The sequence below is a fragment of the Kiloniella sp. genome, from assembly GCF_965205715.1.
Lineage (GTDB): Bacteria > Pseudomonadota > Alphaproteobacteria > Kiloniellales > Kiloniellaceae > Kiloniella.
On the sequence record NZ_CBDBHW010000014.1, the window covers coordinates 1,218,437 to 1,231,815 of the forward strand.

Here is a 13,379-nt window from a genome sequence, read left to right on the forward strand (position 1 = left end):
ATTAATCGTACTTGTTAATACTATCTAAACTGTCGTTTATTTTTGGGGGATACAACAGAGCATAAACGTATTATGCCAACTTTGGGTCGACCATGAATGAATGTCCTGACATTCGCATTCTCTATATAGAGAATGATCCCCGTATCAGCCAAAATTTCAAGGCTGCCCTGGAGAGAACTGGGGAGAGAACTGGGGAGAGAACTGAGAAAAAAAACAGGGACGACACAGACAGTCAACAATCCGAACAACAGTTCTTAATCGACATTGCAAAAACCGGAGAAATGGGCCTAACACAATGGGTTCAATCCACTTATGACTTGGTGGCGATAGGCTGTAATCTTCCCGACCTGAGCGCAGCAAGCATTGCCCACAAACTCCTGAGCGTGAATATAAATCTTCCCCTCCTCGTGGTAACAACCAGAGGACATGAGCACCTAGCCTTCGAAGCCATGTCCCACGGCGCGGTTGATTACGTCATTAGGGATGATGAAGAGGCTTATCTAAACTACGTCCACCTTATCATAACCAAGCTGCTTGATCGCGGCAGGAGACGCGTAGAGCATGTTGAAACCGAACAAGCCCTAAAACAAAGTGAGTACAGGTTGCGATCTGTGATAACTGCATCACCTGTATGTATTCATGAAATCGACCTCAATGGGAAATTTATATCCATGAACCCTGCGGGCCTTGAAATGATGGGAGCTGCAGAAGAAAGCAGCGTTTGTGGATTAAAATATATTGATGTCCCGATAATAGAAGACCGAACACGCATATCTGAACTATTGGAGCACGCCAAAAAAGGTTTAAGCTCTCGTTTTGAATTTCAAGCCCCTGGTGATAAAGGCCCTTTACATTTTTCCAGCAGCTTTGATCCGATCAAAGATGATCAGGGTAATGTCGTCCGATTGATGGGAATAACTGAGGATATCACCCTGCGCAAACAAGCCGAAGCAGCTTTGCGTGATACCCGTGATGAGTTAGAGCTCAGGGTCAAAGAACGTACCGCCAAGTTAAATGACCCCCGGCAAAGCCGGGGGCTTAAGCGGGTGAGCCCCTTAAAGGGGCAAATTGGGAACCGCTAAAGCGGTTATGGATTGAATATATCCATTTGGTCAAAGTACTTATCACGCTCTTCTTGCGTTCTGATATACTCCCTCACCATCTGTTCATCGAGCCCTACAGTTGAGACGAAATATCCACGGGCCCAAAAATTTTCACCCTTGAAATTCCGTGCTTTATTTTTGAATTTTCGAGCTATGGCAATCGCGCTTTTTCCTTTTAGGTATCCAACGACTTTTGAAACAGCATGTTTGGGCGGTATGCTGATACACATGTGAATGTGATCCGGCATCAAATGGCCCTCCTCAATCTTACTTTCGCGATGCCCGGCCAGTTCATGGAAAATTTCACCAAGATACTGACGTAGGTTGCCATAGATAACTTTTTGCCTGCGTTTAGGGATGAAAACCACGTGGTATTTACAATCCCATCTCGTATGTGCAAGGCTTTTGTAATCTCTCATCGGCTAATTCCTTTGTTATTTTGGTCAATAAACAAAGAAATGTAAGACCGTGGGAACGGTCAAACCATTGAGAGTCCCCCGGCATAGCCGGGGGTTTACCGGATTAAATTAAGCCGTGAGATTGTCGAGAGAAAGTTAGTTGAACAGGAACTTGCAGAGCAATCGCAACTCATTGAACTGGCATTAAACTCCATAGATCAGGGTTTTGTCGTGTGGGATGAAAACCAATGTCTTGTGGTCAGTAATGATCGGTTTTGTGAGTTCTTTGAAATCCCACCCGGCTCTTTAAAACCCGGAACAACACTTCTCGACTTACTGCGATTTATGGCTCAAGCGGGATATTACGGCGAAGGTGATCGCGAGTTGCAGGCGCAAAAACGTTATCATGAAATTATGAGAGAGCAGGAGCAACACGAGCAACGCCACACGACAAAAACCGGGCGAGAACTTTATGTTCGGCGCTATCCGATAAAAGACTTCGGGCGCATTACCACCTTTACAGATATTACCGATGTTATTGACCGTGAAAAATCATCCCAATTACTGCGCGAGGCGATCGAAACCTTTTCTGACAGCGTCATCCTCTACAATGAAAAAGAAGAGGTCATATTCACCAACGACCGATACCATGAAATGTATCCGAGTGCGCCCCCCAAAAACGAGGCTGTTGGCTTCACAATGGTCGACATGTTGCGCTCTACACTCGATGCCGGACAGATTGATCACCCACTGGCCAGATCCGATCCGGATGCCTGGCTGAAAATGCGTCTGGCGCAGAGGCGGGAAACGGCGAATACCGAGGGCGAGACCACGCACGCCACGGGCCTCAGCTATTTTTACAAACGCCACAGATCAAGTAATGGTGGCCACATCCACATACAAACAGACATTACTGAGCGCAAAAATTTTGAAAAAGCCCTTTTATCACGAGAAGAGCGGTTAAATAGCCAAATCGCGGAGCTTCGCAATAAAGATGAACACATGGAAGCACAGGCTGCAAACCTGGTCTCACTCGCTGAAAACCTGTCTATCACACACCGTGAGCTGGAGAAGCTCAACGAGCAAAAGGATATGTTTTTCTCAATCATTGCCCACGATCTCAAGGGGCCGTTTAATGCTCTATTGGGCTTTAGCAACATGCTGGCAAATGCAGGCGATGAACTCACACTGGAAATTGCCAAAGAATATGGAGAGATTGTTCATGAATCTGCGGAAAATGTCTTTAAGCTACTGGAAAATTTACTGGAGTGGTCCCGGCTACAGATGGGGCGCATAGATTTTGATCCCTCCCCGGTCGATTTAAACAGCCTTGTTGTCTCTAACCTGGTGCTTTTTCAATCCATCGCCACCAAAAAACAAATTGATCTCATAAGCAATATAAAGCTCTGTTCTGACAACGATGCCGCTTTGAAGTTATGGGCTGACACGCACATGGTCGACACCATTATCCGTAACCTGATCAGCAATGCGATCAAATTCACCCCTGAAAAAGGCGAAATAATCGTAAGCGCCCGAGAGGACGGTGACTGGGTTGAGGTAGAAATTTCAGATACTGGTGTCGGTATTTCCAAAGAGAAAGCAGCACGCCTTTTCCATCTGGATAAAAACACAACAACAAAAGGAACCGGAGGCGAAACCGGAACCGGGCTTGGACTGTACCTCTGTAAAGATCTCGTTGAGCGTCAAGGCGGGACCATTTTTCTAGAAAGTACAGAAGGACTAGGGGCAAAATTCGGCTTCAAACTCCCGCTTTATTCTAAAGAAGCCCACGGCGCAGAAGATCCCTCCATGGGCATTGAAAACAAAAATATAATCAATTTATAAACCCTTTTCAGCCCCGCTAGAAAACGGCAGGCGATGTGCACGACACCATTGTCACCGGCTTTCTTCCCCGCACCTTGAAACGATGGGGGATGCGGCCATCAAACTTGTACACATCCCCTTCCCGGAGCAATTGATTTTGGTCGCCGATTTCAACGGCAAGAACACCGTCGATAACAATGCCGATCATTTCGCACTCTTCCTGCATTTGTGACAGTCCGGTATCGGCACCGACCTCATACTTCTCATACTGAAATAAAATAGAGGGCTCTTTGTTCGATGCGACCTGCCAATAGCGTACCCGGTTGTTGGTTATTGCGTTCAGTTCTTCAAACCGAAAGAACACCTTTTCCATGCTTATGGTCTCGGCCTGCCAGAACTCGGCCATGGAAAGCGGAAACACCCGCAGCAGCTTGACCATGGTGCCGATGGTGGGGTTGAGGCTGCCCTTTTCGATCATAGATATCGCCGCGTTGCTGACCCCGCTGAGCTTGGCCAGCTTTCGTTGCGAGTAGCCAAACTTCTCTCGTGTCAGCCGCAACCGCTTTCCGACCTCATTCGTGTCTGGGCTCGTGTCTGGTTTCGTATCTGGGCTCATATCCGGGTTCATATCCGGGTTCGTGTCCGGATTATCATCCAAACCGGAAGAAACAGTCGCATCAGAGGACATGTGGAAAACCCATTTTGTTAAGCCGTTAAGTAAGCTGAACAAACTCAATTACAGATCATATAGTTTCAGCAGCTTAACGAAGTCATTGTTAAATATTGATCATATTAACGACTAAAAATACAATATCAACAACGAGAAAAAGCAAATCAGCTCACCCATATACCGGATCGACACACAGCCGGGTAAGTTCTTAAAACGGGAATTTCAGTGCATGGCCCTTATAGACCCAACCAATTATATAGATCTCAACCGCTACCCTTTAAGCGACCCCAGCTCACCGTCCTACCAGGAACTTCTATCGGGTATTCACGCAGATTTAGCCGAGGATGGTTGCGCAGTCCTACGTGGTTTTATCCGCCCCGAGCGTATTCCGGAATTGATTGCAGAAGCGGATGCCGTCGCGGCCAAGGGACATCGATCTTTTAGCCGGACCAACGCCTATTTCACCCAGGACGATCCCAGCCTACCGGAAAGCCATCCCCTGCGAAGGTTCTATGATCGCTCCAACTCATTCGTCCCTGCCGATAACTTCCCTGACGATACCATCCTGCGCAACATCTATGAGTGGTCGGCCTTTCCAAACTTTATTCAGGCAGCCCTCGGCGAAGATAACTTCTATCGTTACGCCGACCCCCTCGCAGATGTCATCATCAACACGGTTGAAGAAGGCGGTGGGTTTCCCTGGCACTTCGATACCAACAACTTCACGGTTACTCTGGCCATTCAGAACGGGCTGGAGGGGGGAGAGTTTGAATACTGCCCCAATATCAGAAACTCTCGCGATGAAAACTACCCAGCGGTGCAAGAAGTCCTCGAAGGCACTTCCAACCGCGTTAAAACCTTGAGGCTCGAGCCCGGAGACCTGCAAATTTTCAAGGGCCGTTTCGCCCTGCACCGGGTCAAACCTGTAGAGGGCGATCGCAAGCGCTACGTCGCGATTTTTTCCTACGTTGAGGCAGACGGCATGGTCGGCAGCCCCGAACGCACCAAACAACTCTATGGTCGTGTCCTACCGATCCATATCGAACGCGCAGGCCTGCGCACCGATAACTTGGTTGACTAAAGAAAGGGTAAAGTGTGCCAAAGAATGTAAGAAAGGGAGGTCTTCCCTTTCGAAACCCTTCACTGAAGTTCCTCGGTTTAAAGAGAGATCAGCGCGAAAGTTCGCGGTAGTACGTTGGGGTCATCCCCATGCTCGCACGGAAATCGCGGCTGAAATGCGCACTATCAGAAAAACCACAACAAAATCCAATCGTGGTGATTTCTCCCTTACCTTCCTTTAGCAACCGACAGGCTTCGTTAATGCGAACCATCCGTACAAGGTGAGAAAAACTAAGATCAATTTCTTTTAATTTTCGTTGTAGAGATCTTTTGGACAGGCCCGCATCGTGGGCCAGATCTTCCACTTTCCAGGTGCGGGCGACATCCCGGACTAACAGACCGAGCGCCTTTTCAAGCGACGGGTTTTCATCTGAACCATAGGGCCGCAGTAGTGTGTTCTTGTAGGCTTCAAGTTCATCCTTTTCCGGATCAGCCTGAGCGACAAATTCCTTCCACGTTATCACCCACTCAGCAGTATTGAGACGTTCTAAATCCTCAGGAAGAATAAAGTCACTATTTTTGCGGAGACAAAATTCAGTACAATCAAGTTCTGTACTGGCAACCGTCTTCATATGGCATTTCAGCGCCTGACATCCAATCTTTTCCAGCAAGGCAATCAACAAACCACATATAAGAAAGTTCTCAGGATCAGTGGGGATATTTCCATCCACCGTATGACGTTCAAACCGATAACTGGTATCTGAACACCGTATTATTCTAACCCGGTTGCGCGAGTGGGCGAAAACTTCAAACCTTTGCCACTTATCCAGCAAGACTTCCGGACTGACAGAGCGTAAAGCAGAGCGCCAGATTGGATCATATTCGACCTCTCTGATATTTCCGCCAACTGACAGAACGCCCCGTGGTCCGTCCTGTTGCCAAATCAGGCCAAGCAGGTTCGCCTTGTATTCGAGAGGGACCTGAGCCTGTTTGATCCCATCGACAATGACATCCCTCCCATGCCTCTTTTCAGATGACATTTCAGAATGGTTTTTCCCAAGTTGCCGGCGCAGAAGATCGACCATAGTTGCTTTGGCAAATTCACGAATGGTGCAGTTCCCCTACCGGTTAAAAATTATTCCCCAAAGTTTGCTTTAAGGCTGCAAAGTTAAGTATCTGAGCTTGGAAACACAAGAGAGTAGTCCAGAGGCAAGCTACGGATCCGTTTCTTTGTTGCCGCAAAAACCGCGTTGGTGATGGCCGGGGCCACCGGGGCAAACGCGGCCTCTCCCACTGCCGTAGGCGGTGTGTTCTCTGGCCTGATCAATTTAATGCTGATATCCGGACTATCCGCGTGGCGAAGGATTTCATAGCCATCGAAATTTGTTGCTTCTACAGCGCCGTCATTGATTGTAATTTTTTCCTTTAAGGCCAAACCACAGCCCCAAACAATATTGCCCATAATCTGGTTTTCAACTTGGTCCGGATTGATCACCAAGCCGCTGTCTTGCGCACACCATATCCGGGTGACCCGTATTTTCTGTTCATCGCGATCTATTTGAATTTCAGCCACAACCGCGACGGGGGTTTCGCCTTTATACACCCCGCAGGCCATCCCGCGCCCGACATCTGGTGAAACCGGCTGACCCCAATGTGCCATCTTGGCAACCGTTTGCAAAACAGATGCAAGTCGATGGCTCGATTGCGGTAAATTCCGGAGCCTAAACTCTAGCGGATCAATCCCGGCCGTTGTTGCAAGCTCGTCAATAAAGCTCTCTATGGCAAAGCAGTTCGGCGCGGAACCCAAGCCACGCCACGCCCCGATGGGAACAGCCGTGCGAATATCTGAATAGCGAACCCTCTTGTTTTCAATCTCATATGGTACCAAAGCGCCCCTTGCGGTACCCTTGTCAGCCGCAACCAGATCAACCATCCAGGACACGCTTTTCGGGACCGCCCCGGTGATTATGGGTGCGGATACAAAGTCGTGCTCCCAATGGCTGATCATCCCGGCCTCATCCACCCCTGCGTCGATATGGTGAGAAAAGGGAGGCTGTAAGTAGTTGTTTTGAAATTCCATTTGCCGATCCCACTGGACCTTCACTGGCTGACCGAGAGGTAACGACAGAAGGGCCGCTTCTTCGGAAGCCTGACACCGGACCCGGCCGCCAAATCCACCACCGAGGCGATGGGAATGAACCAAGACATCATCCGCCCCCCGGCCAATCGCCTTGGCCACCCGGCTTTTGACAAAGAAAGGGTCCTGACTGCCACACCAAATTTCCACCCGATCATCACGTATCCATGCCACAGCCGAGCGAGGCTCGATCGCGGCATGGGCAGCAAAGGGGGTATCGTAACGGGCCGCGAGCTGGTGTTTGGACTTTTCCTTCCCCAAAGCCAAATCCCCAGAAGACTGCAATTCGTGCTCAAATGAATTCTGGGAACGCAACCGCTCCACGTCCAGTAGGGTTGATAGCCTTTCCTGATCCACGTTTAGTGGGATTTCCCACGCAGCATTGATGACTTCCAGCGCTTTTGTCAGGATGACGGGATCTTCAGCCACGACCCCGACAAAATTATTGTCCTTATCAGCAACCACATTCACCACACCGGGAAGCGATCTCGCAGTGCCGACATTCACGCTTTCCAATTGTGCCCCAAAAGCGGGCGGATGCAGAACCTGACCATAGAGCATACCCGGGATTGCCACATCCCGGCTATAGAGAGACTTACCAGTTACGATGCTTTCCAGCGCAGGGTCTTTCCAACTTTCTCCTATTGCCTGGTACTCATCTTTTTTCTTTAAACCACCATTGCCTTTTGCCAGAACGCCCGGATCTCCCGCCTCAACAATCAACGGGTCACCCTGAACCAGTTCTTTGTAAGTCAGAACTCGGCCATCAGGTGCCACAAAGCCACTTTTGCCATCTGTTACTTGACTGATCGGCAGCCCCATTTTCTCTGCGGCGCGTTCACGCAGTTTTTCCTGTAGGCTGGCGGCACAAAAAGCGACAGGTTTAAAATAACTTGCAATACCATCACTTCCGACGGTCATTTTAAAGGGCGGGGTTTGGTCGGTGTTAGGGATAACGCATTCGATTTCAGATTGCCGCAGGTTCAGTTCCTCGGCCACGACCTGGCACAAGCCCAGTGCCGCCCCCTGCCCCATTTCCATTCTGGGGCTAAAAAACAGTACCCGCCCGGTAGGCAGGATTTGGATCCACGAAAAAGCATCTTCCAGCTCTGGATCGTTCATAGAGGGCAGCGCGGGCAGAATAGAACTACAGGAAGAGAGCACGGTTACCCCTCCGGCGACCCAGCCGCAGTTAAGTAAAAATCGTCGCCGGCTTAGGGTTAAACCTTTTGTTATTTCAGCCATATCAGATCTCTTTCGCTGCTTGTAATATCGCGTTTTGAATACGGCCATAGGTGCCACAGCGGCAGAGATTACCGTTCATCTCGGCTTTTACATCCTCTTTGCTCGGGCTGGCATTGCGGCGCAACAGGGCTGCGGCCGTCATGATCTGACCAGCCTGACAATACCCGCACTGGGGGACAGATCCGTCTATCCAGGCCTTTTGTACCGGATGAAGCCCCCCTGTTGGTATCGTATCAGCCAAGCCCTCAATCGTAGTGATCTCAAGGCCTTTGACATCGTCCACCGAAACCTGACAGGCGCGGGTGGCGATACCATCCACGTGCACCGTGCAGGCCCCACAAAGCCCTGCACCACACCCAAACTTCGTCCCGCGCAAGCCTGCCAAGTCTCGAAGGAAAGTCACCAGAGAAACCTCTCGTAGGTGATTTGGGATTTCTATTTCTGTCTTGTTGATTTTAATCATGTCACTGCACCTGAATATGTTTCAGATACAGTAAAGCCGTAACATTATCCCAGCTTTGATAATCGTGCCAAAATTCGTAAAGACGTTATTAGATTTTAAACGCGGTTACCCAAAGCCAGGTGGTCGGCTTGCCATCACTACCTTTTCCGGGCACCGCATCGATGGTCTCAAGTTCAAAACCGTTCGTTTTAATGAGATCCGCCAGAGATGCCTTGGTCATCGCACAGAAATATCGGCCAAAACAATCTGTCCAATCGACTTCGCTCTCTTTAAAACTTGCGACCAGAACACCTCCCGGCCGCAAGCTTTGTGCAACCCGTTGCACAACGGAACCAAGTTGATCAAAGGGTACATGCAACAGGGACGCCGCCGCCCAGACACCATCGAATTCTTCCACAAAGGCGAGGTCTTCGAACTTTATAACCAGAACCTCACGCTTGATCCGGCGTGCGGCTATCGCGGCCAGTTCGGCAGAACCATCCACTGCGGTGACATCAAACCCTTGGGCCAACAAAGCCAGGGCGTCTTCGCCACTACCTGATCCAAGTTCCAGAACCCGTGATCCCGCCGCCAGTTTTGAGCTAAAAAGCTCGCGATGGGCAAAGAAAGAGTCCGCATAACTTTTCGCCGCGAATTCCTCGGCATTACGCGCGTAAAAATCGAGTGTCGAGCTTGATTTATCCATGACTTAACACTCTCGTTTTATCACATATTTCTAGCAGGAAATTTTGAAAGGGAGATCCTCCCTTTCGATCCCTTCACTTAAGGTCTTTTCTTAAAGTGCTTTTTGTGCGGTGATCTGTTTCCAGAGCTTGCCAGATTCTAACCCCAAGAGGTTACAAAGCAGAGCGAACTCTTTTTCTTCGCGTGGGTCGACGGTGCGGTCGGCGCAGATGATCAGGTGGGCCACACGGAGTAAGGTACGGGATTTTTTGTAATTGCCTTCGAATATTTTGATTTTTTTGTAGAGCTCGTTTTTTGTACCTTCGGCTTCGGTTTTGAGCAGATAGATATAATCATCGAGGATTTCGATGGCTCGGACGGGGTCAAAGGTTTTCATGGCTTCGATGTTGTCGATGGCGTAATCTATCGAATAACGCTCCTGGAGTGAGACCTCGCCATCGCTGTAGGCGGTGATCGCACAAACGGCCATGGCCGCGTGCAGGAAGTCACGGTTTTGATAACGGCGCACTTCGGTAACGAGCTTTTCTAGCAACAAACTGGACATGAAATTCCCTCTACTGGGCTGTTACCCATTGAGCCCCTTTTAAGGACCTGATTATTTTTTACCCTGTTAATAGAAATAGAGACTTCACAAGGTAACTTCTAGTCCTAGAATATATTTTTTGCCAATCGCCTGTGAATTCTACGTGATGGAATATTCATCAGAATTGACAAATATATTGCCATAAAACAGACAAACAAGAGTTGCATTGTACGCTCAAAACCTAATACTGATTACTACTAATCTTTGCTAACAGTTTCATTTCCAAGGATTTCTCATGAACCTTCTGACCTCTCTTAAACGCGCAACGGCTCAGTTTCTGATCCCGGTATTTGTGGTGACCAGCATAGGAGGCAGTAGCCTCGTCCTGAACAGCTCGCGCGCGATTGCAGAAGATCACGTAAACCCCGCGATTTGGAAGCTCAGTGACGAAGACAGTGAGATCTGGTTGTTTGGCACCGTGCACGCGCTCGAGAAAAACCTACGCTGGCGTACGGATAAGATCAACCGCGCCTTTGATGCCGCCACGACTTTTTACACGGAAGCCCCTACTAACGATGCAACACCAGAAATTATGGCTCCAATAGTACAAAAATACGGCGTCAATCATTCCGGAAAACCCTTCTACGAGGACCTTAGCCCTGAAGGTCGTGACTATTTCGTGAAGGCGCTAGAATCTCTTGGCCTCCCCGAAAATTCTATGGTTAATTTCGCCCCAATGCGCCCCTGGTTAGTCGCAGTGACTTTAGTTCTAGAACAAATGAAGGCTCAGGGTATCGACCCAGAGGCAGGCGTTGATAAAGTCCTTTGGGACGCAGCAAAAGCAGACGGCAAGAGGCTTGGCTATCTCGAAAGCATAGATCTTCAATTAAGTATTTTTGGCAACCTGAGCCCACAAGAAGATATCGAGCTTTTCGAGGCAACAATGCAACAGATGGTAGAAGACACCAATCTACAGGATCAGATATTTAGCTATTGGAAAGACGGAGACATCGAAGACCTCGCCCAGTTAATGAACGCTGCATTCGAAGACGATGATAAAATGAAAGCCGCCCTGCTCACCGACCGCAACCTCAACTGGGCCTACCAGATCCACAAAATGATGCGCGGTTCCGGCAAAATCTTCATCGCCGTCGGCGCCGGTCACCTCGGCGGAGAGCAATCCGTGCAGCACTACCTCAAACAATTGGGCTATGAAGTGGAGCGCCTGTGAGTACCCCCCTCAAAAGAGCGGAATTTGAAGCTGTTTTCGGTACGAAGGCTCTAGATAGTCCTCTTTTTTATAACCACGAATATGCCCTTCGCTTTAATCTCCAAACCCTGTATGAGGGTGAATGGAGCTATCCTGAGATATTTTTAAGCTCATTTGAACGGGCACAAAAGATTATCCGGGAACTCTTCACTCCAGAAAAACCTATTGGTGTTTGCCTATTAATGTGGGGGGATAAATCTCTTTTTTCTGTACGAAATCAAATTGACACCCTCAAAGGTAATCACATTTTATTCCCCGGGGATCGCGACCATTGGTCAGAACTTAATAATCCTGATGAAGACGACGAATGGCATGTGTACCGTCACACCCTTTTGTACGAGGCACCTTATAAGGACATTACCCCCCTATTATGGATGGCCATCGCCTCTGACTTGGGGGTAAAGCCAACCATCAATGCCAACATCTTCTTTTTTGATCGGGAAGAAGAGATCCTCGCCTATCCTTACGACGATAGAGGCATGGATCTAATCAGCCCTAAAAAAGGAAGCCCTTGCCCCATTGTACCACAAGCTAAACGATATGCTTTTAAGCTATGATCGTGAAAGGATGGATAGGATGTTTAAGAATGAAGGTTAAGCATAGATCAAAGAAAACTCTAAACTCAAAGGCGAACAGAGAAACGATTTATTTCTAGTATTAAGATAAACAATATTAAGTCATTACCTTTAAAAATTATTAGCATTCCCCTATAATTTAATGCGTTATACGATTTTACATACTACTCGACGATAAATACTGATAAAAAAAAACAACTTCATCGACAAACTATTTATCGCGATTTAGTTGTAATTTTTCTTACAAACAAGTATAAAACACTTCCCTACATCGGACTTCTTCATTCGTAATCATCACAAGAAATCCAGGCCAACTCATAGCAAGCTCGCAACTAAATATTGCTATGGGGGTGGGGAACCGCACGTCAAGAATAAATAGCGTATGTTATTAGAGGGTTACATTAATGAATTTACTAAAAATAGCCGTGTTCGGCTCACTACTTCTATCCGTTGCCGCTTGTCAAACCACTAGACCTGTTCCACCTGGAATGTATCACAGTCAGCAAAAATACCTGACGTTTGGTGAGAAAAAAGCGATGGTTGGTGCCATGGATACAAACGGTGCCTATACCTTCGGTTGGGCCTGGAACCAGTCGAGTGCCGATGAAGCCATTAATAGTGCAATGTCAGGCTGCCTGGAAAACAAAGACAGCTATGAAGTACTTGGCGAATGTAAAGTTCACTTCATTGGAAATACGAACGTGAGAAACTTTTCAGAAGAAGAACTCCAGCTAGCCATTACTGCCTATGACAATGGTGAGCCAATACAAAAAGCGGAAAAGTAAAATATTTGCACCTAACGACCTCCCGCCCCTCTCATTCATGCTCTTTAACCATGCTGAAGGGGCGGAGGTAAGTAACCAACACCCCTAAAGTTTTCTACAACTGGCTTTTCCTGCTAACGTTACAAATTATGTAGATCGTTTTGAATACTCCCCAAGTGCCTTGTTTCCCCATGATGCTATGTGACACCGGAGATTTCTCATGAACCCTACACCAGCACATCAACGCAAACTTGCAGTTCTGTCTTTTCTCAGCCTCGATGGCGTGATGCAGGCCCCTTCCAGCCCCGACGAAGATACTTCTGGTGGGTTCACGCATGGTGGATGGGCCCGGGATTACTGGGCAGAGGTCATGGAGCAAGTCCAACGCGAAGCCATGAACGTGCCCTATGACATGCTCTTTGGCCGAAAAACCTACGAGCTTTTTGCCCCGCACTGGTCAAGCCAGGGCAGCGATGATCCCCTCGCGACAATGATGAACAACGCCAAAAAGCACGTCGTCTCCAACCAGAACCTTGATCTGACCTGGCAAAACTCTGTGCAAATTTCAAATGATGTCTGCTCGAAAGTTAAATGACCCCCGGCAAAGCCGGGGGCTTAAGCGGGTGAGCCCCTTAAAGGGGCAAATTGGGAACCGCTAAAGCGG

Annotated in this window: 14 protein-coding genes; 7 read left to right on the forward strand and 7 right to left on the reverse strand. The window is 48.4% G+C overall.

What is annotated here, in order from left to right:
• The first annotated feature begins 92 nt into the window (after nt 1-92).
• Nucleotides 93-1,082, forward strand: coding sequence for a PAS domain S-box protein (locus ACOGW3_RS22770; RefSeq protein ID WP_419905039.1), 990 nt, complete (start codon nt 93-95; stop codon nt 1,080-1,082).
• Nucleotides 1,083-1,087: 5 nt separating this feature from the next.
• Here ACOGW3_RS22770 and tnpA read toward each other — a convergent pair whose 3' ends face one another.
• Nucleotides 1,088-1,522: an IS200/IS605 family transposase gene (tnpA, locus tag ACOGW3_RS22775; RefSeq protein WP_419901154.1), complete on the reverse strand. Its 435-nt coding sequence runs from the start codon at nt 1,520-1,522 to the stop codon at nt 1,088-1,090.
• 192 nt (nt 1,523-1,714) lie between these two features.
• Between tnpA and ACOGW3_RS22780 the strand changes: the two genes are divergently transcribed.
• Nucleotides 1,715-3,346 carry a PAS-domain containing protein gene (locus ACOGW3_RS22780; RefSeq protein WP_419905975.1) on the forward strand — a complete coding sequence of 544 codons (1,632 nt, stop codon included), beginning with the start codon at nt 1,715-1,717 and terminating at the stop codon, nt 3,344-3,346.
• Between the two features lie 16 nt (nt 3,347-3,362).
• Here ACOGW3_RS22780 and ACOGW3_RS22785 read toward each other — a convergent pair whose 3' ends face one another.
• The gene (locus tag ACOGW3_RS22785) at nt 3,363-4,013 is read right to left on the reverse strand and encodes a helix-turn-helix domain-containing protein (protein WP_419905040.1); all 651 of its coding nucleotides are present in this window, start codon (nt 4,011-4,013) and stop codon (nt 3,363-3,365) included.
• Nucleotides 4,014-4,224: 211 nt separating this feature from the next.
• Between ACOGW3_RS22785 and ACOGW3_RS22790 the strand changes: the two genes are divergently transcribed.
• Complete coding sequence (locus ACOGW3_RS22790; protein WP_419905041.1) at nt 4,225-5,076, forward strand: HalD/BesD family halogenase; 852 nt, start codon at nt 4,225-4,227, stop codon at nt 5,074-5,076.
• A gap of 88 nt (nt 5,077-5,164) precedes the next feature.
• Here ACOGW3_RS22790 and ACOGW3_RS22795 read toward each other — a convergent pair whose 3' ends face one another.
• The 5 genes from ACOGW3_RS22795 to ACOGW3_RS22815 all read right to left on the reverse strand — a co-directional run bounded on the left by ACOGW3_RS22795 (nt 5,165) and on the right by ACOGW3_RS22815 (nt 10,127).
• Nucleotides 5,165-6,139, reverse strand: coding sequence for a helix-turn-helix transcriptional regulator (locus ACOGW3_RS22795; protein WP_419905042.1), 975 nt, complete (start codon nt 6,137-6,139; stop codon nt 5,165-5,167).
• Nucleotides 6,140-6,222: 83 nt separating this feature from the next.
• Nucleotides 6,223-8,436 (reverse strand): molybdopterin cofactor-binding domain-containing protein, encoded by a 2,214-nt coding sequence (locus tag ACOGW3_RS22800; RefSeq protein ID WP_419905043.1) that lies wholly within the window; start codon nt 8,434-8,436, stop codon nt 6,223-6,225.
• Between the two features lies 1 nt (nt 8,437).
• On the reverse strand, nt 8,438-8,899 hold the full coding sequence (locus ACOGW3_RS22805; RefSeq protein ID WP_419905044.1) for a (2Fe-2S)-binding protein: 462 nt from the start codon (nt 8,897-8,899) through the stop codon (nt 8,438-8,440).
• An 88-nt stretch (nt 8,900-8,987) separates the two neighbouring features.
• The gene (locus tag ACOGW3_RS22810) at nt 8,988-9,584 is read right to left on the reverse strand and encodes a class I SAM-dependent methyltransferase (RefSeq protein WP_419905045.1); all 597 of its coding nucleotides are present in this window, start codon (nt 9,582-9,584) and stop codon (nt 8,988-8,990) included.
• Nucleotides 9,585-9,674: 90 nt separating this feature from the next.
• Nucleotides 9,675-10,127, reverse strand: coding sequence for a tellurite resistance TerB family protein (locus ACOGW3_RS22815; RefSeq protein ID WP_419905046.1), 453 nt, complete (start codon nt 10,125-10,127; stop codon nt 9,675-9,677).
• Between the two features lie 274 nt (nt 10,128-10,401).
• Here ACOGW3_RS22815 and ACOGW3_RS22820 point away from each other — a divergent pair, with 274 nt between their 5' ends.
• The 4 genes from ACOGW3_RS22820 to ACOGW3_RS22835 all read left to right on the forward strand — a co-directional run bounded on the left by ACOGW3_RS22820 (nt 10,402) and on the right by ACOGW3_RS22835 (nt 13,310).
• A complete protein-coding gene (locus tag ACOGW3_RS22820; protein ID WP_419905047.1) occupies nt 10,402-11,337 on the forward strand; it encodes a TraB/GumN family protein in 936 nt (311 codons plus the stop codon).
• On the forward strand, nt 11,334-11,933 hold the full coding sequence (locus ACOGW3_RS22825) for a DUF3885 domain-containing protein (protein ID WP_419905048.1): 600 nt from the start codon (nt 11,334-11,336) through the stop codon (nt 11,931-11,933). The genes ACOGW3_RS22820 and ACOGW3_RS22825 overlap by 4 nt, the downstream gene beginning before the upstream one ends.
• A gap of 422 nt (nt 11,934-12,355) precedes the next feature.
• Nucleotides 12,356-12,736 (forward strand): hypothetical protein, encoded by a 381-nt coding sequence (locus ACOGW3_RS22830; protein ID WP_419905049.1) that lies wholly within the window; start codon nt 12,356-12,358, stop codon nt 12,734-12,736.
• 199 nt (nt 12,737-12,935) lie between these two features.
• Complete coding sequence (locus tag ACOGW3_RS22835; RefSeq protein WP_419905050.1) at nt 12,936-13,310, forward strand: hypothetical protein; 375 nt, start codon at nt 12,936-12,938, stop codon at nt 13,308-13,310.
• Nucleotides 13,311-13,379: the final 69 nt, after the last annotated feature.

What these genes read in the sequence shown, in the direction of transcription:
- ACOGW3_RS22770 (WP_419905039.1), top strand. Translation starts at nt 93, where the DNA reads ATGAATGAATGTCCTGACATTCGCATTCTCTATATAGAGAATGATCCC.
- ACOGW3_RS22815 (WP_419905046.1), bottom strand. Translation starts at nt 10,127, where the DNA reads ATGTCCAGTTTGTTGCTAGAAAAGCTCGTTACCGAAGTGCGCCGTTAT.
- ACOGW3_RS22835 (WP_419905050.1), top strand. Translation starts at nt 12,936, where the DNA reads ATGAACCCTACACCAGCACATCAACGCAAACTTGCAGTTCTGTCTTTT.
- ACOGW3_RS22800 (WP_419905043.1), bottom strand. Translation starts at nt 8,436, where the DNA reads ATGGCTGAAATAACAAAAGGTTTAACCCTAAGCCGGCGACGATTTTTA.
- ACOGW3_RS22790 (WP_419905041.1), top strand. Translation starts at nt 4,225, where the DNA reads ATGGCCCTTATAGACCCAACCAATTATATAGATCTCAACCGCTACCCT.
- ACOGW3_RS22805 (WP_419905044.1), bottom strand. Translation starts at nt 8,899, where the DNA reads ATGATTAAAATCAACAAGACAGAAATAGAAATCCCAAATCACCTACGA.
- ACOGW3_RS22795 (WP_419905042.1), bottom strand. Translation starts at nt 6,139, where the DNA reads ATGGTCGATCTTCTGCGCCGGCAACTTGGGAAAAACCATTCTGAAATG.
- ACOGW3_RS22810 (WP_419905045.1), bottom strand. Translation starts at nt 9,584, where the DNA reads ATGGATAAATCAAGCTCGACACTCGATTTTTACGCGCGTAATGCCGAG.
- ACOGW3_RS22820 (WP_419905047.1), top strand. Translation starts at nt 10,402, where the DNA reads ATGAACCTTCTGACCTCTCTTAAACGCGCAACGGCTCAGTTTCTGATC.
- ACOGW3_RS22830 (WP_419905049.1), top strand. Translation starts at nt 12,356, where the DNA reads ATGAATTTACTAAAAATAGCCGTGTTCGGCTCACTACTTCTATCCGTT.
- ACOGW3_RS22785 (WP_419905040.1), bottom strand. Translation starts at nt 4,013, where the DNA reads ATGTCCTCTGATGCGACTGTTTCTTCCGGTTTGGATGATAATCCGGAC.
- tnpA (WP_419901154.1), bottom strand. Translation starts at nt 1,522, where the DNA reads ATGAGAGATTACAAAAGCCTTGCACATACGAGATGGGATTGTAAATAC.